Source organism: Henriciella algicola, assembly GCF_003576245.1.
Lineage (GTDB): Bacteria > Pseudomonadota > Alphaproteobacteria > Caulobacterales > Hyphomonadaceae > Henriciella > Henriciella algicola.
This window is the reverse complement of record NZ_QWGA01000003.1, coordinates 417618-440459: the sequence shown is the minus strand read 5'-3', so window position 1 is coordinate 440459 and position 22842 is coordinate 417618. Positions and strand designations below refer to the sequence as shown.

At 61.3% G+C, this 22842-nt stretch carries 21 protein-coding genes; 9 read left to right on the top strand and 12 right to left on the bottom strand.

Annotation, left to right across the window (positions count from 1 at the left end; translation table 11 throughout):
* Positions 1-67: 67 nt before the first annotated feature.
* Positions 68-1039, bottom strand: a complete 972-nt coding sequence (locus tag D1222_RS02625; RefSeq protein ID WP_119452679.1) for a M20/M25/M40 family metallo-hydrolase — start codon at positions 1037-1039, stop codon at positions 68-70.
* Positions 1040-1118: 79 nt separating this feature from the next.
* Here D1222_RS02625 and D1222_RS02620 point away from each other — a divergent pair, with 79 nt between their 5' ends.
* Entirely contained in the window at positions 1119-1352 is a 234-nt protein-coding gene (locus D1222_RS02620; RefSeq protein ID WP_119452678.1) for a BolA family protein, read from the top strand.
* 6 nt (positions 1353-1358) lie between these two features.
* Here the strand turns inward: D1222_RS02620 and D1222_RS02615 are convergent, their stop codons facing one another.
* The 3 genes from D1222_RS02615 to D1222_RS02600 all read right to left on the bottom strand — a co-directional run bounded on the left by D1222_RS02615 (position 1359) and on the right by D1222_RS02600 (position 6032).
* Positions 1359-2567: a PAN domain-containing protein gene (locus D1222_RS02615; RefSeq protein WP_119452677.1), complete on the bottom strand. Its 1209-nt coding sequence runs from the start codon at positions 2565-2567 to the stop codon at positions 1359-1361.
* Between the two features lie 42 nt (positions 2568-2609).
* A complete protein-coding gene (locus D1222_RS02610; protein ID WP_119452676.1) occupies positions 2610-4439 on the bottom strand; it encodes an ABC-F family ATP-binding cassette domain-containing protein in 1830 nt (609 codons plus the stop codon).
* 753 nt (positions 4440-5192) lie between these two features.
* Positions 5193-6032: an ABC transporter permease gene (locus D1222_RS02600; RefSeq protein WP_119452674.1), complete on the bottom strand. Its 840-nt coding sequence runs from the start codon at positions 6030-6032 to the stop codon at positions 5193-5195.
* Positions 6033-6262: 230 nt separating this feature from the next.
* Here D1222_RS02600 and D1222_RS02595 point away from each other — a divergent pair, with 230 nt between their 5' ends.
* Complete coding sequence (locus D1222_RS02595) at positions 6263-6790, top strand: GcrA family cell cycle regulator (protein ID WP_119452673.1); 528 nt, start codon at positions 6263-6265, stop codon at positions 6788-6790.
* A gap of 101 nt (positions 6791-6891) precedes the next feature.
* Here D1222_RS02595 and D1222_RS02590 read toward each other — a convergent pair whose 3' ends face one another.
* The 8 genes from D1222_RS02590 to D1222_RS02555 all read right to left on the bottom strand — a co-directional run bounded on the left by D1222_RS02590 (position 6892) and on the right by D1222_RS02555 (position 14891).
* Positions 6892-8640, bottom strand: coding sequence for a cation:proton antiporter domain-containing protein (locus D1222_RS02590; protein WP_119452672.1), 1749 nt, complete (start codon positions 8638-8640; stop codon positions 6892-6894).
* A gap of 141 nt (positions 8641-8781) precedes the next feature.
* Positions 8782-9462 carry a TorF family putative porin gene (locus D1222_RS02585; protein ID WP_119452671.1) on the bottom strand — a complete coding sequence of 227 codons (681 nt, stop codon included), beginning with the start codon at positions 9460-9462 and terminating at the stop codon, positions 8782-8784.
* A 160-nt stretch (positions 9463-9622) separates the two neighbouring features.
* A complete protein-coding gene (locus D1222_RS02580) occupies positions 9623-10435 on the bottom strand; it encodes an SDR family NAD(P)-dependent oxidoreductase (RefSeq protein ID WP_119452670.1) in 813 nt (270 codons plus the stop codon).
* A gap of 69 nt (positions 10436-10504) precedes the next feature.
* Positions 10505-10969, bottom strand: coding sequence for a 23S rRNA (pseudouridine(1915)-N(3))-methyltransferase RlmH (rlmH, locus tag D1222_RS02575; protein ID WP_119452669.1), 465 nt, complete (start codon positions 10967-10969; stop codon positions 10505-10507).
* Between the two features lie 16 nt (positions 10970-10985).
* On the bottom strand, positions 10986-11351 hold the full coding sequence (gene rsfS, locus D1222_RS02570; RefSeq protein WP_119452668.1) for a ribosome silencing factor: 366 nt from the start codon (positions 11349-11351) through the stop codon (positions 10986-10988).
* 81 nt (positions 11352-11432) lie between these two features.
* Positions 11433-12053, bottom strand: a complete 621-nt coding sequence (gene nadD / locus D1222_RS02565) for a nicotinate (nicotinamide) nucleotide adenylyltransferase (protein WP_233348479.1) — start codon at positions 12051-12053, stop codon at positions 11433-11435.
* Between the two features lie 24 nt (positions 12054-12077).
* Complete coding sequence (locus D1222_RS02560; protein WP_233348478.1) at positions 12078-13352, bottom strand: glutamate-5-semialdehyde dehydrogenase; 1275 nt, start codon at positions 13350-13352, stop codon at positions 12078-12080.
* A gap of 84 nt (positions 13353-13436) precedes the next feature.
* On the bottom strand, positions 13437-14891 hold the full coding sequence (locus D1222_RS02555; protein WP_233348477.1) for a TrkH family potassium uptake protein: 1455 nt from the start codon (positions 14889-14891) through the stop codon (positions 13437-13439).
* A 361-nt stretch (positions 14892-15252) separates the two neighbouring features.
* On the opposite strand from D1222_RS02555, the gene D1222_RS02550 reads away from it, so the two are divergent.
* The 7 genes from D1222_RS02550 to mraY are packed head-to-tail and all read left to right on the top strand — an operon-like array spanning position 15253 to position 22837.
* On the top strand, positions 15253-15753 hold the full coding sequence (locus D1222_RS02550) for a division/cell wall cluster transcriptional repressor MraZ (RefSeq protein ID WP_119452666.1): 501 nt from the start codon (positions 15253-15255) through the stop codon (positions 15751-15753).
* The gene (gene rsmH / locus D1222_RS02545) at positions 15753-16745 is read left to right on the top strand and encodes a 16S rRNA (cytosine(1402)-N(4))-methyltransferase RsmH (RefSeq protein ID WP_119452665.1); all 993 of its coding nucleotides are present in this window, start codon (positions 15753-15755) and stop codon (positions 16743-16745) included. The genes D1222_RS02550 and rsmH overlap by 1 nt, the downstream gene beginning before the upstream one ends.
* Positions 16742-17086, top strand: coding sequence for a septum formation initiator family protein (locus tag D1222_RS02540; protein WP_119452664.1), 345 nt, complete (start codon positions 16742-16744; stop codon positions 17084-17086). Before rsmH ends, D1222_RS02540 begins: the two co-directional genes overlap by 4 nt.
* The gene (locus D1222_RS02535; protein ID WP_119452663.1) at positions 17079-18734 is read left to right on the top strand and encodes a peptidoglycan D,D-transpeptidase FtsI family protein; all 1656 of its coding nucleotides are present in this window, start codon (positions 17079-17081) and stop codon (positions 18732-18734) included. Before D1222_RS02540 ends, D1222_RS02535 begins: the two co-directional genes overlap by 8 nt.
* Positions 18731-20164, top strand: coding sequence for a UDP-N-acetylmuramoyl-L-alanyl-D-glutamate--2,6-diaminopimelate ligase (locus D1222_RS02530; RefSeq protein WP_119452662.1), 1434 nt, complete (start codon positions 18731-18733; stop codon positions 20162-20164). Before D1222_RS02535 ends, D1222_RS02530 begins: the two co-directional genes overlap by 4 nt.
* Positions 20164-21654, top strand: a complete 1491-nt coding sequence (locus tag D1222_RS02525) for a UDP-N-acetylmuramoyl-tripeptide--D-alanyl-D-alanine ligase (protein ID WP_119452661.1) — start codon at positions 20164-20166, stop codon at positions 21652-21654. Before D1222_RS02530 ends, D1222_RS02525 begins: the two co-directional genes overlap by 1 nt.
* Positions 21644-22837, top strand: coding sequence for a phospho-N-acetylmuramoyl-pentapeptide-transferase (mraY, locus tag D1222_RS02520; protein ID WP_119452660.1), 1194 nt, complete (start codon positions 21644-21646; stop codon positions 22835-22837). Before D1222_RS02525 ends, mraY begins: the two co-directional genes overlap by 11 nt.
* Positions 22838-22842: the final 5 nt, after the last annotated feature.

Sequence of the window (22842 nt, the reverse complement as noted above, 5' to 3'; positions counted from 1 at the left end):
CTCTAGGAATTGAAAAGCCCCGGGCGAACGATCGTCCGGGGCTTTTTATTGGCTGCGAGCGGCCTGCCTATTCGCCGTTGCTGGCGACGTGCTCATCAATGGCTTCGGCAACCATCAGTACGGTATCGACCGCCCTTGCGAAGGTGTTCGGGTCCACCTTGTCGAACGTGTCTGTGACCTTGTGATAGTCGGCATGGTCTTCGACGCCGAGATAGATGATCGGCACGCCGGCGCGCAGGAAAGGCGCGTGGTCTGACATGGTCGACCAGTTCTGATTGCCCCATTCCGGGCTGTCATGCCCCTTGCTGAGAGTTAGCGGCGCTTCGGCCGCGACCGCATCGATCACCGGGACCAGCTCAGGATAATGATAGGTGCCGACAGCAAAGATATCGCCCTTGTCAGCGCGTGAGACCATGTCGAGATTGAGATTAAAGGCGAGGCGGTCTTCGATCTCCTCGGGCAGGTCGTGAACAAAGGCGGCAGAGCCTGCAATTCCCATTTCCTCGGCATCGAAGAAAGCGAAGACGAGCGTGGTCTCTGGCGCGTTCTCCTGAAACCAGCTGATCGCTTCCAGAAGTGCAGCCACGCCGGAAGCATTGTCGTCCGCGCCATTGTAGATGCCATCCTCACCGGTGCCGACATGGTCATAATGGGCCGAAATGACGATGACTGGCGCGCCCGGCTGGTCATTGATGACGGCGAGAAGGTTGATGCCGCTGACGCCTTCCTTGCCCTCGGAGAAGCTGGCGGTCGAAAACGGGGCTTCAAAGCCATCAACCAGCAGCGGGTCCACGCCGCGCGCTTCGAGCTGATCGATGATCCATTCGCGTGCCTTGAGATTGCCCGGCTCTCCGGTCTTGCGGCCTTCGAATTCGTCAGAGGACAGTGTTTCGAGCGCGGAGCGCGCCCGCGCACTGTCATGGAACTGCGCAGTATAGGCGGCGGTCGCGGTTGCTGTCTCTCCCGCAGCGGGATCGGAGGCAGGCGGGCTTGAGCAGGCGGCGACCAGCAGGACGGCGGCGAGGACGGATCGGATCATCTAGGCTGAGAACTCCATGGTATGTCGCCTTGACCATAGGCCCATTGGCCGCCATGTGCGAGCGGCAAAGGAGACTGTCATGGCAATGGACCGCGAGACCCTCGAGACCTATCTGAAGGACGCCTTCCCGGAGGCGGACATCACGCTGACGGATCTTGCCGGTGACAATGACCACTGGCAGGCCGAGATCGTCTCACCGCAATTCAAGGGCGTTCCGCGCGTGCGCCAGCACCAGATGGTCTATGCGGCCCTCAAGGGGAAAATGGGCGGCGAGCTACATGCGCTTGCGCTCAAGACGCGGGCGCCGGACTAGGCGCGCCTAGTCCTCATCCATGACAGTGCTGCCGATCGGGCCGCCGAGTGGGTCTGGATACTCAGGATAGCCTTCTGGCCAGCTGGCCTCCTCGTCGCTGCCATTCTCATCATCTGAAGAACGCTCACGCTCGCGATTATTGCGGGCGATTGGCTCTACGCGGCTATTGGCTGGCAGGCCGTCGACATAGCCTGCGGCAGCTTCGGCGTCGCCCGGCATGTTGCCCATGCGCTGAACGGAATAGGCCGTGCCGTTGCGCTGCAGCGGGCTTGGCAGGGATGGCAGCCGGCTCGGACGCGGCAGGGGCGGTCGCGTATCGACCGCTGCGCTCGTTGGGGGCGCCGTGGGGCGCTGCGTGCTCGTCGATGCGGCTCTCGAGACATTGGACGTAGCGGCGGCCGCCGCAGCGGCTTGGCGTTGCGCCTGGGTCGGTGCCGGCGTCGAAGAGGAGACAGTGCGGCGGGTGACCGCGCGGGTTGGCGCCGATGACGCTGCGGGGCGCTGTGCAGCCACGGCCGTGGCGGCAGGCGACTGGACCGGGCGGGTCGTCACGCGGCTGGTGATGGTGGGCGTTGATGCGCTTGGCTGACGGCTCACTTGCTGGGTGCGGGCCTGAGAAGCGACTGATGTGGTTGCAGCGCGCGTCGTGGTATTGCTGGCGAGCTGTGTCCGCGTTGTCGGCTGGGCTTGCTGACGAACAGGCGCCCTTTGCACAGACGGCGTAACCGGCGTTGGCAGCATATGGCTGGTTGCGGCGCCGTTGGGTGATGGGGGCATGGAGGCTGTCGTTGCTGCGGTCTGACGGGTCTGGGCATAGCCGCCCGCCAAGGTCTGCGACCGTGAAGGCCGTGTCTGCGTGGTGGCAGCAGACTGGACAGGTGCCCGGCTGATCTGCGGGGCCGCGCTCACGCCGCTAAGTCCGGATGTGTAGCCGGGGCGTGACTGGCTTTGCCCGGCGCTGCTCTTCAGTTCGCAGCGGGGACCGACGCGGAAAGTCGGCGGCGTCAGCGACCAGGCGACACAGCGCTGGTCTTCGGCGCAGGACTGGGCGCAGGCCTGCAGACCGCGCGCGCGTTCTGATGAATAGGTCTGCCCGACACGGTAGCTGTCAGTTTCAACCGCGTCGTCGGCCAGGGCAGGGGCGGTGAGGCCCGTTGCCATGATGGCGAGTGCTGTAAGGCGGCCCAGAAGGGCGGGCTTGGCAGAAAATGACATCTTCATACCCAGCAGAATACACGGGCATGGATTAAGAGGTGGTTAGGCTCCAGAGGCCTTCTCAAGCTCTTCTTTCATGGCCTCGATTTCCAGCCAGACCATTTCTGCTTCTTCCAGTTCGCTACGCGCGGCCGCGAGGCGATCACTGACTTTCTGGAAACGGCCCGGATCCTTGTTGAACAGCTCAGGGTCAGAAAGCTCGCTTTCCAGCTTCTCGATCTCGGCGCTGAGACGCGGCATTGCGGCCTCGGCTTCCTTCAGGCGGTGCTTGTCCTTGAACGAGAGCTTGGCTTCGCGTTTCGAGCCGCCTGAAGCTTGGGCGTTCGCCTGCTTCTTCTGCGCCTTGTCTGCAGGTTTCGCAGCCGTCCGCGTGCTGAGTGAGGGCACCTGGCGTGCCGCATCACTCCAGCCGCCTGAAGTTTCCACCCAGCGTCCACCGCCCAGAGGCACAAGGCAGCTCGTCACGATGGCATCAAGGAAGGCGCGGTCGTGGCTGACGAGGATCAGCGTGCCATCATAGTCGCTCAGCATCTCCTCAAGCAGGTCGAGCGTCTGCATGTCGAGATCGTTGGTTGGCTCATCGAGGACGAGGACGTCGGCAGGCTGGGCGAGGGCGATCGCCATGGTCAGCCGGTTGCGTTCACCGCCTGACAGAGCCGAAACGGGCTGGCGTAGCTGTTCTGGTGAGAACAGGAAGTCCTTGGCATAGCCGGCGATATGCTTGGGCTGGCCCTGAACGATAATGGAGTCGCCACCTGCAGGCGTTAGCGCTTCCCACAGCGTTTCGTCGGGCTTCAGCGTGTCGCGCGTCTGGTCGAGATAGGTGACGTTCAGCGTTTGGCCGATCTTCACCGAGCCCGTGTCTGGTGCGAGCTCCCCCAGCAGGATCTTGAGAAGCGTCGTCTTGCCGACGCCGTTGGGGCCAACGATGCCGATCCGGTCACCCTTCAGGATACGAAGCGACAGGTCCTTTGCGATGACCGTGTCGTCGAAGCTCTTCGAGATACCGAACGCCTCGAGCACCTTGCGGCTCTGACTATCGCCGCTTTCGGCGCTGAGGCCTGCGGTCGACTTCGCGTCATTGACGAGGGATTTCTGCTTGGCGTGCTGGGCGCGCAGTTCGTGAAGGCGTGTCAGGCGGCCCATATTGCGCTTGCGGCGCGCCGTGACGCCGCGTGCCAGCCAGTGCTGCTCTTCCTTGAGATGGGTCTTCATCCGCTGAAGCTGCTTTTCTTCTTCAGCTTCGATGCCGGCGGCCCATTCATCGAATTCGGCATAGCCCTTGGGCGACTTCCAGACCTTGCCCTGACGAAGCCAGAGCGTGGTGGTCGTGACATTCTCAAGAAAGCGGCGGTCGTGGCTGACGAGGAGGACGGCGCCGGAGAAGGATTTGAGGCGCGTCTCCAGCGTCTCGATCATCGGGACGTCGAGGTGGTTGGTCGGCTCGTCGAGGAGCAGGATATCCGGGTCACGCGCAAAGGCGCGGGCCAGGGCGGCGCGCCTGATCTGGCCGCCGGATAGCGTCTTCGGGTCGGCTTCAGGGTCGATCCCGAACAGTCCAAGCTCGGCTTCAGCCATCCAGATTGCTTCAAGGTTTTCGGCGGCGTAATCGAGCACGGTGGCGAAAGCCGATAGGTCCGGCTCCTGCTCGACGGTCGCGACCTCAACGCCGGGCTGGCGCCAGAGATCGCCCGCATCCGGCGCATGCGTGCCCGTGACCAGCTTCATCAGCGTGGATTTTCCCGCCCCGTTACGGCCGACAAGCGCTGCGCGTTCACCGCGCGCAAGGGTGAAGGTCACGCCGGTAAAGATCGGTGTGCCACCAAAGGTCAGCTCGACATCGGCGAGCCGGAGGATGGGAAGGTCTGCCATGGGATGTGAGGTGCGGCCTGCGGGCAGGTCCCGTCAAGCCAGCTTTCTAAATGATCTCGGTTGACGTTTTAAAATAACAGACGGGTGATTTGGCCATGCAAGAAAGCGTAGGGAGCTTAGGTCACCGCGCTCAAGCGACGTTCTTCCAACAAGCCCTCTGCAGCTATCAAAGGAGCTGGCGGAAGTCTAGGCGCTACCAGAGCATCAATCGCTGTGATCCGACGTAGCTTCGTTGAACACCTCATAGACATCAACTTCACCTAGCCGCGGCTTGATATAATTACCCTCAATAGTAAGCCAATCTCCGGCCTCGAGGTCTACTCTCATACTCTCGGTGGGCTCAAACCCAATGAGCGTCCCGTCATCGACCCGAAGGAAGTGTGTGTCCGCCCATTCTCTAGTTTCGTAGACGCCGCTGGTCGTGCACACTCCGGTCGGGGCTGCGTTGGTGTTGCCTGCAATATCTTCGCATAATTGAAAATTGCTTTTGCTGCTCGTGCAGGCAGACACTGCAAAGAAAACTACAATGGTGGACGCAGCTCTAATCATCGACTGTCACTACATATCGCTGGACTTGACCGGTCCCGCCATAGTGCTGATTGGTGTGCACATTTACTTCAGGGGTACTCCTGCGTCATTTACCATACTCTGAACGTCAGCTGTAACACTGTTTGCATAGGCGCTAGCGACGTTCGCGGGAAATCCATTTTTACTGCCACGGACATGGCCACCAGGTTCGGAACCGACGCTGAATCAGGACTTCAGCTTGTAACCTGTCCGGAACAGCCACCAGACCCAGAGGCACGCGAGGAAGGTGAAGGCTGCCGAGGCGATGACGCCGGTCATCAGCGAAGAGTTGGACACCCCGATGAAGCCTGCGCGGAAACCGTCGATCAGGTAGAAGATCGGGTCGAAATGAGCCGCCGTCTGAAACGGCTCGACCAGCACCTTGATGTCGTAGAAGGTGCCCGACAGGAAGGTCAGCGGCACGATCACGAAGTTGGTGATGGCGGCCAGGTGATCAAATTTCTCTGCCCAGATACCGGCGATTGCGCCGAGGGCGGCAAGGAAGATCGTCGCCATCAGGCTGAACCAGATGATCGGCCAGATCATCGAGATGTTGAGATCGGCAAGACCGGAGAAGTGAATGGCCAGGCCGCCGATCACACCGACCATGAGGCCGCGCGTGACCGCGCCGAAGATAAAGCCCAGCGTCAGCTCCAGCGGGGATAGCGGTGGCATCAGGAAGTCGACCTGGCTGCCCTGTACCTTGGCGATGGTCAGCGAAGAGGATGTGTTCTGGAAAGCGTTCTGCAGCATCGACATGATGATGAGGCCGGGCGCGAGGAAGGCATTATAGTCGAGACCGGTAAAGTCACCCGTCAGCTCACCGCGGTTTCCGAAGGCCAGTTTGAACACGGTCATGAACAGAAGCGTCGTGATGACGGGGGCAAACAGGGTCTGCATCCAGACCTTCAGGAAGCGGCCGACCTCACGCTGGTAAAGCGTCCAGAGCCCGATCCAGTTGATCGCACCATAGTTGCGCGGCGGGGCGGGAAGCGGGCGGGCATCTGCAGAAATCTGATCGCTCATGCGCGCTATTTAGGGTCTCGGCTGGCCAATGACGATAGCTAAAAACTTCTGGCGCAAGGATTTTTCGATTCTATCCACAAGGCCATACTACATATAGAAAGGTTGTGGAGAACTCAGATCATCATGTTGTGTTTCGTTTCGCCTTAGATACGATATATAGATGTTAAGCACGGCGGCAAAAATCGGCCGTCACTATATCTAGGGTCGCACAACGCCAGGAGGCCATCCAAATGTCATGGACCGAAGATCGCGTCGATGTTCTGAAGAAACTGTGGGCAGAAGGTCACTCAGCCAGCCAGATCGCAAAGCAACTCGGGGGTGTGACCCGCAATGCCGTGATCGGCAAGGTGCACCGTCTCGGCCTGTCCGGCCGCGCAACGCCGTCGCGCCCGGTAAAACGCCCGCCGCGCCTGGCGCGTCCAAAGCCGCAAATCCAGGCCACAGGTAAGGTTGAGGTGCAGGCGCCAACAGCATCGCCCGAAGAGAGCCGGATTCGCCGCTCCGATCAGCAGGCAATCCTGTCCGCACTGGCGCCAGCGCCTGTCGCAGATGGTGAGGCTGCAACGATCCTCACCCTGCGCGACTCCATGTGCAAATGGCCGATCGGTGACCCGGCAGATCCGCAATTCGCTTTCTGCGGTCGCAAGTCGGACTGTGGTCCTTACTGCACCGAGCATGCGAAAGTGGCGTTCCAGCCGCAGCGCAAGCGCGACCGCAAGGGCGGCGAGGAAAAGGTCGCCCGCAAGATCGCTGGCTAGGCGGTCTTTTGAGACAGATCAAAGAAGCCGGGTGCAGGACGCGCCCGGCTTTTTTCGTGTCTATAATAGGGGTTTGAGAGCCGCTCAGGCCGATTTGAAGATCAGGCGGCTTCCGTTTCAACCCGTTCGCCGACGTCTTTCGGCTCATCGACCTCGAAACGGTCGGCTTCGCGCGACACCCAGTCCGCGACTTTCTCTTCTTCCACGCCGAGCTGGCGGAGGATGTCGGCCGCCATCTCGATGCCCTTTGGCTCTCCCATGGAGATCCAGGCGCGCATGCCGAGATTGGCGAATTTTCGCCGGTCCGCTTCATTGTCGACCGAGACAAACCGCGTCGTATTCGGGAATTCGCGCTGCGAGGCAGGCGTGAGATCTCGCGAAACCTCATAGCGGGGCGCACCGATGACAACAGCGCGCGGGTTCGGTCCGGCCACTGCCTCAACGAGGCGCAGGTTGGCAGCATTGCCGAAGGCGACTTTATAGCCATCCGCAATTGCGGACACGAACCGCTCCGGCTCTGCGTCGAGGCAGACATGGGGGATGTCATGGTCGAAAAGCGCATCGGCGGCGAGGCGGCCAGCTTCGGTCATGCCAAAAATGATGACAGGGCGGTCCGGGCCAATCGGCGTGATCTCGTTCACCGGGCGAGTCTGGCCCTTCAACATGTTGGCGACCTTGCGCGAGAGGCGCATGCCGCCTGCCGCCCAGAAAGGTGCCGCCGCAAGCGAGAGCGCGATGGAAGCGACCGCAATTGTATCAAGCGCGGGCGGGACGGCATCTGTCGTCATCACAAGAATGGACAGCACCACCAGTGTAAACTCCGACCCCTGCGCCAGCAGGAAGGAGAGCTGCACGCTTCCCGGATTGCTCCACTTGTTGAGGCGAGCGGCGGCAAAGCCGGTGAGCGTTTTCACGAGCAGGATCGCGACAGTAACGCCGAGCACGATAGGCCAGCGCGCGAGCAGAACGCCGAGATCAACCGACAGGCCGACTGACATGAAGAAGAAGGAGAGGAGCAGGCCGCGAAACGGACCTGTTTCCATCTGTACCTGATGCCGGAAAGCCGTCCCTGAAACCGCAAGACCGGCGAGGAAAGCGCCAAGCGTCAGGGAGAGGCCGAGGAAAGCGGTCGCCGAAGCTGCGCCAAGGACAAGCAGAAGCGTGACGGCTGTAAAGGCTTCCTGATTGCGCGTCTGCGCGAGCCCTCGGAAGATCGGACCCATCAGGTAGCGGCCAGCGGCAAAGGCGACGACGAAGGCGAGCACGGCGAGGCCGGCGGCCTTGGCCAGATTAAGCGCAAGCTGCATCCCGTCCCCTCCTGCGCCAAGCGAGTTGGCGAAGATGAGCAGGAAGATGGCGACGATGTCCTGAAAGATCAGAACATGCGTCGTGGAGCGGCCGAGCGGGCAGGAGCCAAGCCCCCGTTCCACCATGACGCGCGAGACGACGGCGGTCGATGACAGGCCAAATGATATGCCAAGCGCAAGCGCGATGGGCCAGTCGAGCCCGAATAATGTCAGCGCGATCGTGAAGGGGACGCTGGTCAGCACCAGGTGCGCAGGCGCAAGACCCATCAGGTCGCGCTGGCTTTCCTTCAGCTCTCGCAGGGAAACGTGGAGACCAATGTCGAAGAGAAGGAACACCACGCCCAGTTCAGCCAACAGATGCGTGGTCGAGCTTTCCTCCATGAGGCCGAAGACGTGCGGCCCCATCAGGATGCCAACTGCAAGATAGCCAACGATCGGGGAGAGTTTCAGCGCCTTGGAGGCCAGCGCAGCGGCGCCGCCTGCGGCGAGCAGGGTCATGGCTGGGATCAGCGCGTCAACTGGTGTTGTAGCCGGGTCTGCCATGCTGATCCTCCTCTGGCCCCTATATTGGAGCAATCTATGACTAAAGAAAGACCGCCGCTTCGATTGAAGCGGCGGTCTCTTGTCGGACCCAAGAACGAATTCTGTCGTTCTTACAGTCCGGTGAGGAGCTTGTTCCGTTACCTAGAGCGAACGCCCGATGGACACGACGAAGTACTCATCCAGCGAGTCGTCGTCAGTGCCGATGAAGCGGAAGTCGAGGTCAAAGCCTTCGAACGAGGTGGTCAGACCGAGCGAGTAATCGGTGTAGTCGCCGCCAGCGTCCACGAAGTCGGAATAACCGATGGTCGCGTCAACCGAGAACAGCTCGTTGATCGGAAGCGCAACGCTACCTGCGTAGTAGAAGGCATCGCCGATCTCATAGTAGAACTCAGGTGAGTAAGCGATCGATGCGCCAACTTCGAGTGTGTCGCCGAGCGTGGTGCTGGCACCGGCATAGGCTTCGAAGAAGTTCTGCTCTGGATTGTCCGGTGCATCCGGATACCAGTAATAGATGACGCCGAGATCAAGGTCGAATGCGCCAACAGTTGGCGTCCAGCCAGCATAAAGGTCGATCTCGGTGGACGTGCCGTCGCCGAAATCGACGCCGGATGCCCAGGTGCCGACATAGAAGCTGTCGCTTGCCCAGTCGAAACCGCCCTGGATCATCGGAGCTTCGTCAGTCTGCGTAATACCGCGGAAGACGTAGTTTGACGTGAGCGTAACGTTGCCGCTCCATTCGCCTTCTTCCTGCGCGAGAGCAGGTGTTGCCATGACCACTGTTGCAGCTGCGAGCGCCGCAAGGCGTGTGAATGATTTGAGCATTGTTACTACCTCCTTTGCATCCTCATCACGAGGCACAAACTGGAGGGGTGCTCAAAACTCAGCCATGATGAAGTAATCGTAACCGTAAAATTTTGCGCCGCAGCACGAAAATCAGGCACATGGCGCAAAAATCGCCTGCATAAGGTGCTGATTAGGTCGCTTATCTCGCAGCGAGAGGGGCGTAGCCGAGGTGAGTCCCTGCATCGACGAGCAGTGTTTCGCCGGTGACGTGGCGTGAAGCGTCGGTGAGGAAAAACACTGCAGAATCTGCGATATCGTCTGGTCCGCTGGCGGCGTTGAGCGGCGTGGACCGGGCTACGCTCGCCTCGAGGCGCTCATATTGCTCAGCGCCCATTTCATCCTTGAACCAGCGCGTGCCAATAAAGCCGGGGCAGACTGCATTCACGCGGATGGCCGGGGCGAGCGCGCGGGCAAGCGACAGGGTCATCGTGTTGAGTGCGCCCTTGGTCGCGGCGTAGGCAACAGACGATCCGATGCCCGTCACGCCCGCGATTGAGGAAATATTGAGCACGGTCGATGCCCGGCCTGTCTGCTCGAAAGCCTTAACCATGAGCGGCTTGCAGGCCTGCATGACCAGAAACGGCCCGGCGACATTCACGGCATAGGTGTCGAGAAAATCCTCCCGGCTGAGCGCGTCGAGGTCAGAATGGTCTCGGGCGTGGCGGGTGATGCCTGCATTGTTGACGAGAATATCTAGACGGCCCCAGGCAGAAGCGGCATCGGCCAGCTTCCTGGCACCTTCATCCGTCGATACATCGGCGGCGACCAGCTGGGCCTGCGCGCCAACTTCGTTACAGGCCGCCACTGTCGCTTCGCCATCGGCGATGCTTCGCGTGCAATTGATGATGACATCGGCGCCGCGTTCAGCAAGGCGCAGCGCGATGGAGCGACCAAGCCCGGTTGCTGAGCCCGTTACGATTGCCTTGCGTCCCGCCAGATCCTTGTCAGCCATGCCTGTTTCCTTCCCGGTTTTCTTTGGCGTCACTTGGCCCGGTGAGGGCTGCGGCGTCAATCGGGCCGCTCAGGCTTTGTGATAGGGAAGGCCCGCTTCCAGGCTTGCAGCCCGGTAGAGTTGCTCGGCAAGCATGACCCGGACGAAGCGATGCGGCCAGGTCTGGACACCAAACGCCATTGTGTGCGGCACTGCCTCCCGCACCGCTGCGCCATAGCCCTCCGCCCCGCCAATCAGGAAGCAGAGATCTGGCAGGCCCCTGTCGCGTTCATTGGCGAGGAGGCTGGAAAATGCGGTGGACGTGTATTGTTCGCCAAATTCATCGAGGCGGATCGTGCGCGCACCTGCAGGGATCTTTGCAAGGATACGGTCCGCCTCAGCATCGAGGCCACCAGAGGAGTCGACCTCAATCAGGTCAGCACTGCGAAAGCCGAGCTGGCGCCCGGCTTTCCTGAAACGGTCTATATAGTCGTCGAAGAGGTCGCGTTCGGGGCCTTTCTTGATACGGCCCACGGCGATTATCGAGATACGCACAAATCAGGACCGCCGATCAGGCGTGTCCATGCGAGCTGTCGTCTGCCCAGATCTTCTCAAGGTTATAGAAGCTGCGCACTTCCGGGCGGAAGAGGTGAACGATGATGTCACCGATATCGAGAAGCACCCAATCAGCATTGGGCAGGCCCTCGACCTTTACAGGGCGGCCTGTGACTTCTTTCATCGTCTGGGAAAGATGGTCTGCGATTGAGGCGACGTGGCGTGCTGAGCGGCCAGACGCAATGATCATCACGTCAGCCAGGGATGATTTCCCCTGAAGATTGATCGAAATGATATCTTCGGCCTTATCATCTTCAAGATTGTTGATGACGGAGTCGGCAAGCGCGCGAATGTCATCAGCACTGGCTTTGGCGGCCTTCAATGGCTGCGGGCTGGAAGAGGGCAGGGCTTAATCCTTTTTTCTCAATACAACCCGCTTCATAACATGCGAGGCCTAGCGGCTCTAGCCTTTTTGCGCGTGCGCTCGCAGTTGGGTTGAGGAGGTCGCATCGAAGGGGGCTTTCAGATAAACCCAGGCCGGCGGCGCCGTGAATGCCAGGCTGGCAGCGTCACGCTCTGCAAGGCGGAACTTGGCGAAGCGGCGCGCGAACGGAGAGCTGAGCGCACGCGGGCCTGCATCCGGGCGCGACACGATGCAGAGCGGCAGGGTCGCCGCGACGGATTCCCAGTTTTTCCAGTCGTGAAAGTTGCGCAGGCTGTCGGCGCCCATGAGCCAGACAAATCTGGCATTCCGGCTATGGGCCGTGAACGCCCGGACGACATCTGCTGTGTATCGAAGGCCCGCCCAATGTTCGAAATCGCTGACGAACATTTTCGGGTGGCCGCCTGCAAGCTCTCGCACGGCGTGTAGCCTGTCATAGAAATCAGCGGGCTTCGATTTCAGCGGATTACCGCTCGCCGGCAGCCAGTAGATCCAGTCGAGGCCCAGCCGCTTCATCGCCGTTTTCGCGACGTGGAGATGGCCCGAATGCGGCGGATCGAAGGATCCACCGAACAGACCGATACGCTGGGTGGTCTTTGCGGGCGGCAGCGTGCGCACAGGTGACAGGAAGTGGGAGGTCAAAATCGGCGGATTTCTTCTGTCTGCTCAGGGCCGGGTCTGGCCCTTGCCGCGTACGACGTATTTGAATGTCGTCAGCTGTTCGGCGCCAACCGGGCCGCGCGCATGAATACGGCCGGTCGCAATGCCGATCTCCGCGCCCATGCCGAACTCACCGCCGTCGGCAAACTGAGTCGATGCGTTGTGAAGCACGATGGAGGCGTCCACTTCGCGCAGGAAACGCTCGGCGGTGGAGTTGTTCTCCGTGATGATCGCCTCGGTGTGGCCCGTGCCATAGCGCGCGATGTGCGCGAGCGCGCCATCGAGGTTCTTCACCACTTTGACCGACAGGATCGGCGCGAGATATTCGGCGCGCCAGTCTTCTTCCGTGGCCGTCGTCATGTCAGGCAGTAAGGCCTTGGCCTGCGCGTCTCCGCGCAGCTCACACCCCGCGTCCCGCAAGGGTGAAGCAATGGCAGGTAGAAGTCTGGCGGCCACCGCCTCATTGATCAGCAGGGTTTCCATCGCGCCGCAGACGCCGGTGCGCCGCATCTTCGCATTGAAGGCAATATCGATGGCTTTCTGAGGGTCTGCATCCGCATCGATATAGATGTGGCAGAGACCCTCAAGGTGACCGATGACCGGGATGCGCGCATCCTTCTGGACCCGTTCAACAAGGCCTTTGCCGCCGCGTGGGACGACAACATCAAGGTTGCCTTCCAGCCCGCTCAGCATGTGCCCAACCGCTTCGCGTTCGCGTGTACCGACAAGCTGAAGCGCATCAGCGGGAAGCCCTGCGCCCTCAAGGCCAGACCTGAGCGCCGTTGCGATGGCGAGCGCAGAGTTGAGGCTTTCGCTGCCAGCTCGCAGGATCGCGGCATTGCCCGAGCGAAGACAAAGCGCCGAGGCGTCGGCCGTCACATTCGGGCGCGATTCATAGATGATGCCGATCACGCCCAGCGGCGTGCGAACCCGTGAAATGTCGAGCCCTGAAGGGACGGTCCAGTTCGCGATGGTCTCGCCGACGGGGTCTGGAAGACCGGCAATCATGCGAACGGCGCCTGACATGGATCGCATCCGCTCTGGTGTCAGCAGGAGCCTGTCCAGCATGGCGTCTGACAGCTGCTTCTGTTTGGCCTGCTGCATATCAAGCGCATTGGACTTCAGGATGTCGTCCTGCGACGTTTCAAGGGCATCCGCCATGGCGAGCAGGCCGCGGCTGCGGTCTTTTGCTGTGAGGTGCGACAGGCGCATCGATGCGGCGCGCGCACGCTTGCCCATGCCAATCATCATGTCGGCAAGGCTCGTTTCGGATGTCTGCATAATTCGGCTCATCGTGAGCAGTGTGTGCCGGAAACCCGATAGGCGTGCAAGCCAGTGAGGGGCACCTTGCGGAGCTGTAAGCCTTTAGCCGCGCCAGAAACGCGACGTCATCAGCGTAAAGACGGCGACAAACTCAAGTCGGCCAAGCAGCATCGTGGTCAGGCAGACCCACTTGGCGGCGGTTGGAATGTTCTGGAAGGTGGAGGACGGGCCGATTTCAGGGCCAAGGCCGGGGCCAACATTCGAGACGCTGGTCGCGGCACCGGAAATCGCCGAGAGCGGGTCCATCCCCGTCAGCGATAGGAGCACGGATGCCACAACGAAGGTCGCAAGGTAAAGAAAGACAAAGACCATGACCGACTGCAGTGTGTCAGAGGAGACGACGCGGCCTGCATAGCGCACGCGTACAATGCGGTTGGGGCGGACGATCTGGGCCGCATACGCGGCAACCGCCTTGAAGCTGATTTCCAGCCTGAACATCTTGATGCCGCACGCTGCCGACCCTGCGCAGCCGCCGAGGAAGGTCGCGGCAAGGAAGATGACGGTGACGGGGCTGCCCCAGGTATCATAAGGCGCTGAGGCATAGCCCGTGCCGGTCATGATCGAGATGATATTGAACAGGGCCTGCCTGAAGCCGTGAAAGATATGATCGAAGACGGGCGGGTCGACGACGGCTTCATGCCAGACGACGATGACGACCGAAAACCCGACCGCGAGCCAGAAATAAAGCCTGGGTTGCGGGTCAGACGCGAAGGGCCGCCAGCGTCCGTGCAGGATCAGCAGGGTAAGCAGGCTGAACGGCAGACCTGCGACGAACATGAAGAAGGTCGCCGCATAGGCGGCAGGCGTATCGCTGAAATAGCCAAATGACGCATCATGGGTGGAGTAACCGCCGGCCGACATTGTCGTCATGGAGTGGGCGATGGCATCGAAAGCGCTCATGCCGCAGGCCGCATAGACGATCGCGCAGATGGCAGAGATGAGCAGGTACACGATGCCGGTCTGCGCCGTGATCTCGGTGATACGAGGCAGGAACTTGCCGGACATGTCCGAGCTCTCGATCTGGAAGAGTTGCATGCCGCCAACGCGCAGCATGGGCAGGATCACGATCGCGGTCACGATAATGCCAATACCGCCAATCCATTGTAGGATAGCGCGCCAGAGCAATATGCCGCGCGGCGTGGAGTCGAGGCCGGTCATGACGGTCGCGCCTGTTGTCGTCAGGCCGGACACGGCTTCGAACGTCGAGTCGGTCAAACTCATGCCATAGCTGATGAACGGGATGGTCGCGATCAGGGGTAGGGCGATCCAGATCACGACGGTCAGTAAGAACGCTTCCCGTGCGCCGGTCGATGGGGGTGCGCCACCCGACAGGACGGCGAGGCCTGCACCGATCAGAATGCTGACGGCAGACGAGACCAGAAAGATCGGCCATTGGTCGGAATTGTCGGCAATATCCAGCAGGGCTGACGGGATCATCGCGGCGCCCAGCAAGGCAACCATGATCCCGATGGCAAATATGACGGCTCGAATCTGCATTCCAGACAGCCTCTAGCACCGAACCGGGGCGGAGGTCGTCAAAATCTTCAGGCCATGATCGAGCGTAAGAGAGGCCCGGCGCTTCGCCGGAAAAAACACACGGCGACGCAAAAAATGCAGGGAAGATTGGGTCAATTATTAACCCTTTGTAAATCAGTCACTTATTGCCTCTGCGGGGTGGCTTGGCACCTCTGATCACGGTTCCGTTCCGTTATATTCGGCTTATGTTCTTGTTCTGGTCGCTTGTGAATTACCCGAATCACCAAGCCGGCCCATTGGTGCCCTAGCTGACCCATGTTATCCCAAATCAGATCACAATAATCCCACGCGAATGTGGGCTCGGCTTAAGGGATAGTGGCTGGTGTTTATTTCCACCTATGAAACTGCGCTTGATGCAAAGGGACGGGTCTCCGTCCCGGCATCCTTCCGCGCAGCTCTGGGTGGTGGCTCTCGCCTCTTTGTGTGGCCGGCGATGGACGGTTCAGGCTGTCTCGAAGGCGGCGGCGACGAACTGATGGCGGTCTATCGCCAAACGCTCGCACGCATGGCGCCGACGGACCCGCACCGCCGCGCTTTCATGCATGCCATCTTCACGAAGTCCGCTGACCTGAAGATGGACGATACTGGCCGCATCACGCTGCCCGCTCATCTGCTTGAAGCCGCTGGCATCGAGAAGAAGCTCGTCTTCGCGGGCGCCTTTGACCGCTTCCATATCTGGGAACCATCGCGCTTCCACGCCTTCGATGAGAAGATGGCGCAGGCCGCGCTCGACAATCAGAGCGCGCTCGATGAGCCATTCCAGAAGGCGATGGCTTCGGGCAATCTGCCAGGCATCGGCGCCACCGGGACGGGGGACGTCTGATGGGGCATGTGCCGGTTCTTCTGAATGAGGTCGTTGAAGGTCTCGCGCCGCAAGACGGCGATGTGATCGTCGATGGCACGCTGGGCGGCGGCGGATATACCCGCGCCATCCTCAAGGCGGCCAACTGCCGCGTGGTCGGAATCGACCGGGATGAGACCGCGATCGACCGCGCGAACGGGGCAAGCGATTATGACGGGCGGCTCACGCCTGTGCTGGGGTGTTTCGGTGGCATGGCGACGCTGCTGCCTGCTGCAGGCTTCGACGCCGTCGACGGAATTACGCTGGACCTTGGCGTCTCTTCTTTCCAGCTGGATGAGGCCGATCGCGGCTTTTCCTTCATGCGCGACGGGCCGCTCGACATGCGCATGGGCGGCGATGGCCCGTCTGCTGCCGACGTGGTCAATACGATACCTGAAAAGGCGCTTGCCGACATCATTTTCCGCCTCGGAGAGGAAAAGCAGTCCCGCCGGATCGCAAAGTCGATTTCCGCGCGCCGTCTTAAGGCTCCGTTCACCACAACGCTCGATCTTGCCAGCCACATAGAAGATGCAATGGGCGGGCGCCGGGGCGCGCGGACGCATCCAGCAACCAGATCATTCCAGGCGATCAGGATGTTCGTCAATGATGAGCTGGGTGAGCTCGCAAGAGCTCTGGATGCCTGCGAGGCACTGATGAGGCCAGGAGGCCGGCTAGCCATTGTGACTTTCCACTCGTTGGAGGACAGGATGGTCAAGCAGTTCCTGAAGGAGAGGGCTGGCCAGACGGGCGGTGGCTCTCGCTATCTGCCCGCGCCAGAGGCTGGTCGCGCGCCAAGTTTTGATCTCGTAAAGAGAAAAGCAATCGAGCCGGGCGAGGCGGAAACGCAAGCCAATCCGCGTGCCCGGTCGGCAAAGCTTCGCCTTGCTGTTCGCACGGATGCGCCAGCATGGGGTGAGCCGGTCGATACCGGTCTCAATCTTCCGGACCTTGATAGCGTGGAGGTCTCCTCATGAGCCGCCGCGCATTCATGGTCGGTCTTGGCGTCATTGCGCTCCTGATCTTCAGCCTCTACCGGGCGAAGTACGGCGCCGCGGACAGCGCTGAGCGCATCGCTGGTATCGAAGCGGAGATCGAGCGCGCCATCGATGAGCGCCAGATCCTGCTGGGCGAGCTTAGCACCCTGTCGCGCGAAGACTGGGTCGAAGACTATGCCCGCAACGAGCTCGGCATGGTCACGCCGCGCGCCGAACAGTTCGTGCGGGCGGAAGACTTGCCACACATCTTCGGCGCCGTTGATGACGCCCGTGAGATAAGCCTCGCTGAAGGTGGCTCGCAGGGGGTGCGCCATGACTGATCACCTTGCTGTCAGTGAAGTCGAGGGTTCGGCCCTGCGTGCGCGCCTCGTCTCGCTGGCGCTATGCGTCGGCTTTCTGGCCGTGACGATGAAAGCCGGGTTCGTCGCCCTCGCCGGTCCGTCCGGGCAGGAAGGGGTCTCGACCGCTTTTGAGGAGCCTGCGCGCCGCGCCGATATTGTGGACCGAAATGGCGTTCTGCTGGCGACCTCTGTGAACGTTTATTCCCTGTTTGCTGACCCCCGCGCCATCTGGGAGCCTGAAGTCGTCGCTGCAGGTCTAGTCAGCGTCTTCCCGGAGCTGGACGTCGATACGCTGACGCGCCGCCTCTCCGACAATGAGCGCGCTTTCGTCTGGATCAAGCGCGGCCTCACGCCCCGCCAGCATAAAGCCGTGTTCGACCTCAACCTCGAGGGCCTCGGCTTTCGCGAAGAGAGCCGCCGCGTCTATCCGCGCAGGACCCTTGCGGGCCATGTGCTCGGCTATGCGGGTACGGACGGGCAGGGCCTTGCTGGTGTCGAGTATGCGCTGGACGCAGAACTGGCAGATGGCGGTGAGCCGCTTCGCCTGACCATCGATTCCAGCGTCCAGCACATGCTGGAGTCCGAGCTCTCCACGGCAGCCACTGAATATGAGATCGAGGGCGGCGCAGGCGTTGTGCTCAATGCGCGAAATGGCGAAGTGCTGGGCCTTGCAAGCTGGCCGCCTATCGACCCGAACCGCGCGCACACGCTAGCGAGCGATGACCCGGCCCGTGCCAACCGCGCCGTCAATTCCGTGTTTGAGCTTGGCTCCGTCTTCAAGCCGATCACCGTTGCAGCAGGTATTGATACCGGCGCCATCCGGCCGTCAGATACGTTCGACGTCGAAGAGCCGATCGTGATCGCTGGGCGCAGGATCGGCGATACGCACCGTATACCGGGCCCCATTTCCCCGGCAAAGATCGTTTCGGAAAGCTCCAATATCGGCACGGTGAAAGTTGCCCTGATGCTTGGCGCACGCCGCCAGCAGGACATTCTGGAGAATCTCGGCCTGTTCGAGCGCTCTCCGATTGAGCTTGCCGGAAGCGCAGACCCGATCCTGCCGTCGCGCTTTGACGATATCCATGCGGCCACCGTCAGCTATGGCCACGGCATCGCAGTCTCTCCGATTGCGTTTGCGGGCGCGTTCTCGATGTTCGCAAATAGCGGGGAAGTCATTGAGCCGACCATCCTCGCAAACCGGAACACCGAGCGCGAAGTGCGCCGTGTCGTTTCTGCGCCGACAGCCTCGCTTATTACGCACATGCTGCGCGAAGCAGTCGTCGACGGTACGGGCGGGCAGGCCGAAGTCGCGGGTTACCGCGTGGCGGGCAAGACCGGCACAGCGGAGAAACCTGTCGCTGGCGGCTATGCCAACAATGCGAACATCGCGTCCTTTGCGTCGGTTTTTCCCGCTGACAGTCCTGAATATGTCGTATTGATCGTGCTTGACTCCCCCAAGGCGGATGTCGGGCGCGGACGTACGGCAGCCTGGAATGCTGCGCCGACGGCAGGGCGGGTCATCAACCGGATTGCCCCATCGCTTGGCGTAGAGCCCAGCTTCGATGATTACGGTCCGTATGAAAGCCCGCTCGTTCGCTCCGTCGCAGAGAGAAGGAGTACGCTGTGAACCTCGCCGCCCTGTTTCCCGGAAAGAACCTGCCCGCGACCGTTGAGGTCAGCGGGCTGACGGCTGACAGCCGCAAAGTTGCGCCAGGCTTTGTCTTCGCCGCCCTGAAAGGCGTCGCCGCAGATGGCCGCAAGTTTATCCCGCAGGCGCTCGAAAAGGGCGCTGTTGCCATCATCGGCCATGACCTGCCGGAAGTCGGAAACGCCGTCGCCATTGAAGTCGAAGAGCCGCGCCTCGCGCTAGCAACCGCTTCGGCGGCGTTCTATGCGCGCCAGCCCCAGCACGTTGTTGCTGTTACCGGGACCAATGGCAAAAGCTCCACCGTCGATTTTCTCCGCCAGATCTGGGAAAGCGCCGGGATCACAGCGGCCTCTATGGGCACGTTGGGCGCCATCGGCCCGAACGGTCATATCGATCTTGGGCACACCACGCCTGACCCAGTGGCGATCCATGCGACGCTGGCGCAGCTCGCAGATGAAGGCGTGACGCACTGCGCGATGGAGGCGTCCTCCCACGGTCTGGTCCAGTACAGGCTGGATGCCGTCAAACTCGCGGCGGGCGCGTTCACGAACCTGACCCAGGACCATCTAGACTACCATTCGGACATGGATGAGTACCGCGCAGCAAAGATGCGGCTCTTCTCCGATCTGCTTCCCGCAGGCGCACCGGCCGTCATTAATGCAGACAGCCCGGAGCGCGGCGCCTTCGAGGCGGGCGCCAAGGCGCGCGGCCTGAAGCCGCTTTCGGTGGGCTGGCGCGGCGATGATCTCAAGATTGCCGAGCTGATGCCAAAGGCGACGGGCCAGACGCTGTTCCTGAAATGGCATGGCGAGGAAACCGAAGTCGAACTTCCGCTGATTGGTGAGTTCCAGGCGCTTAACGCGCTGACGGCGGCTGGACTTGCCCTGTCGCTGGGCGCGAGCCTTGCGGATGTGAAGAAGGGTCTTTCCAGTCTGAAGCCCGTGAAAGGCCGTCTCGAATTCGTCGGCGAAACCTCCGATGGCGCTGGCGTCTTTGTCGATTATGCGCACACGCCCGATGGCCTCGATACGCTGATCCGTGCAGCGCGCCCTCACACAGCGGGCCGCCTGTTCGTGATCTTCGGTTGCGGCGGTGACCGCGACCGCAAGAAGCGACCGATCATGGGCGAAGTGGCCGTGAAGCAGGCCGATGTCGTCATCGTGACCGACGACAATCCACGCTCTGAGGATGCCGCAGAGATCCGCAAGTCGGTGCTTGCCGGTGCCAAAGGTGCGCTGGAAATCGGGGATCGGGGCGAAGCGATCCAGCATGCCGTCGCGCAGCTTCAGGCGGGCGATACGCTTCTGATTGCGGGCAAAGGGCACGAAACCGGCCAGATTGTTGGCGACAAGGTTCTTCCATTCTCTGATCAGGACACCGCGCTTGCGGCGCTGGAGGCGCGCAAGTGATGGCACGCCCGCTCTGGACTTCTGACGAGATCGCCGAGGCAACTGGCGGACGCCTAACTGGCGCCTTTGAGGCAAATGGCGTGTCCATCGATACGCGCTCGCTTGAGAAGGGCGACCTCTTCATCGCCCTCAAGGATGTCCGCGACGGGCACGACTTCGTTCCTGCCGCTTTTGAAGCAGGGGCGAGTGCCGCACTCGTCAGCCGCGAGGTCGAAGGCGCGTCAGGTCCGCTGATCATCGTCGATGACGTCATGTCGGCGCTCGAGGCCCTCGGCCTTTATGCACGGGAGCGGGCAAAGCACGCTGTGCGGATCGCTGTGACCGGTTCTGTCGGCAAGACCAGCGTCAAGGAAATGATCGCACGCATCCACCGGGGCGCAGGCAAGGCGCACTGGTCGGTCAAGAGCTTCAACAATCACTGGGGTGTGCCGCTGACACTTGCGCGCATGCCAGCCGATACTGAATACGCCGTCTTCGAAATCGGCATGTCGACACCGGGCGAGATCGCGCCGCGCTCGAAAATGGTCGCTCCGCATGTCAGCGTCATCACCAAGATCGCGCCAGCGCACCTTGAGGGGCTAGGGTCGGTTGAAGGCGTTGCGCGCGAAAAGTCCGATATTGCTGCAGGTCTCCTCGAGCCGGACGGCATTGTGGTGCTGCCTGCTGGCGACAAGCTGCTGCCCGTTATAGTCGAAAGCGTTCGTGAGCTGAAGCCGAATGCCGCGATTGCTCTGTTTGGCCGGGATGGCGCGGGCTCAGACGTCGACTGGATCAGCAATCGCGACGGATGGTCGTGGGTCGAGTCCTATCGCAGCGCGGGTGGTATGAGCCACATTGCGCTCGACACGCTGACCTGCAAGCTGGATGTCGAAATCCATGCGGTCGGCGAACATTGGGCTGACAATGTCGCCTGCGCCTTGCTGGCCGTTGGCCTGAACAGCTCGATTGATCTCTACAAGGCTGCGCTGGACCTGTCTGGCTATGCGCCGCCTGCTGGCCGGGGCACGGCCGAACGGCTCAAACTGCCGGGCGGCGGCGAGTTCGTCCTTGTCGATGATGCCTACAATGCCAACCCGGAATCCATGCGCGCGGCCCTGTCCAGCTTTGCCTCAAGAGAAGGCAGCCGGCACCTCGTTGCGCTGGGTGAAATGCTTGAAGTTGGCGAAACGTCACAAAAAGAGCACAGCGAACTATCTAAACCAGTGATTGATAGCGGCGCCGTCGCCGCCTTCCTCGCGGGCCGGGGAATGCTGCCCCTGCAGGCAAGCATCGAATCACAGATAGAATCGCACTGGGTAGAGAAAGCCGACGGCCTCGACGAGGTGGTGAAAAACTCTCTGTGGGACGGTGATATCCTCTTGATTAAAGGCTCGAATGCCTCCGGGATGGGGAGGCTCGCAGACAGGTTGCGCCAGTGGAGCAAGACCGCGGACGAGCAGGTGATGGATAGCGGCTCGAACAGGGCTGCAGGGGGTCGCGATGCTGTATGAGCTGCTGGCCGCAGACGACGGGTTCTTTCGTCTTTTCAACTACACGACGTTCCGCACGGGCGGCGCGATCGTTACCGCATTCCTGTTTTCGGTGCTGACCGGGGACTGGGTCATCAGCCAGCTGCGCCAGCGTCAGGGCAAGGGGCAGCCGATCCGCGATCTCTCGCTTCAGGCACAGCTCGAAAAGCGTGGCACGCCAACCATGGGCGGCTTCCTTATCTGGATCGGCCTCCTCGTCGCGACGCTTCTCTGGGCTGATCTGAGCAATCCATACATCTGGACCGTTCTCTTCGTGACGGTCGCCTTCGCTTTTCTCGGCTTCCTCGATGACTATGCGAAGGTCACCAAGCAGACCGATGCAGGCGTGTCTGCGCAAGTCCGCCTGATGGTGGAGTTTATCGTCGCGGCGCTCGCCGGTGCCTTCATCATGGGTCTGCACGGCGCCAACACACCGCTTGGCCATGCTGAATGGGGCCCTCTGAACGGTCTGGCTGAGTTCATCGCCGCGCTCGCCCCGCCAACTTCGCTGGAGCCGAATGATCAGAGCTTCTCTGGCGGCGTCGCTGTGCCATTCGTCAATGACTACTTCATCCCGCTCGGCGGCTTCTTCATCATTTTCGCGATGGTGGTGATCGTCGGCTCTGCCAATGCGGTGAACTTCACTGACGGTCTGGATGGTCTCGCTATCGTGCCGGTGATCTTTGCGGGCGGCTCCTACGCGCTCATCGCCTACCTCACAGGCAACATCATCTTTGCCGATTATCTCGGCATCCAGTTCACCCCCGGCGCAGGTGAGATGAGCGTCCTTCTGGGCGCAATGATGGGCGCGGGCATGGGCTTTCTCTGGTTCAATGCCTTCCCGGCGACCGTCTTCATGGGCGACACCGGCTCACTTGGTCTTGGGGGCCTGATCGGCGTTGTCGCCGTCGCGGTGAAGCATGAGTTCGCGCTCGCTATTATTGGCGGTCTTTTCGTCATCGAGGCGCTGTCGGTGATGATCCAGGTCGGCTGGTTCAAGATCACCAAACGTCTGACTGGGACTGGCAAGCGCGTCTTCCTGATGGCGCCGCTGCACCACCATTTCCAGAAAGAGAACTGGCCTGAGACAAAAGTCGTCGTCCGCTTCTGGATCCTCTCCATCCTGTTCGCCCTTGCGGGCCTTGCCACGCTGAAGCTGAGGTAGCCCGC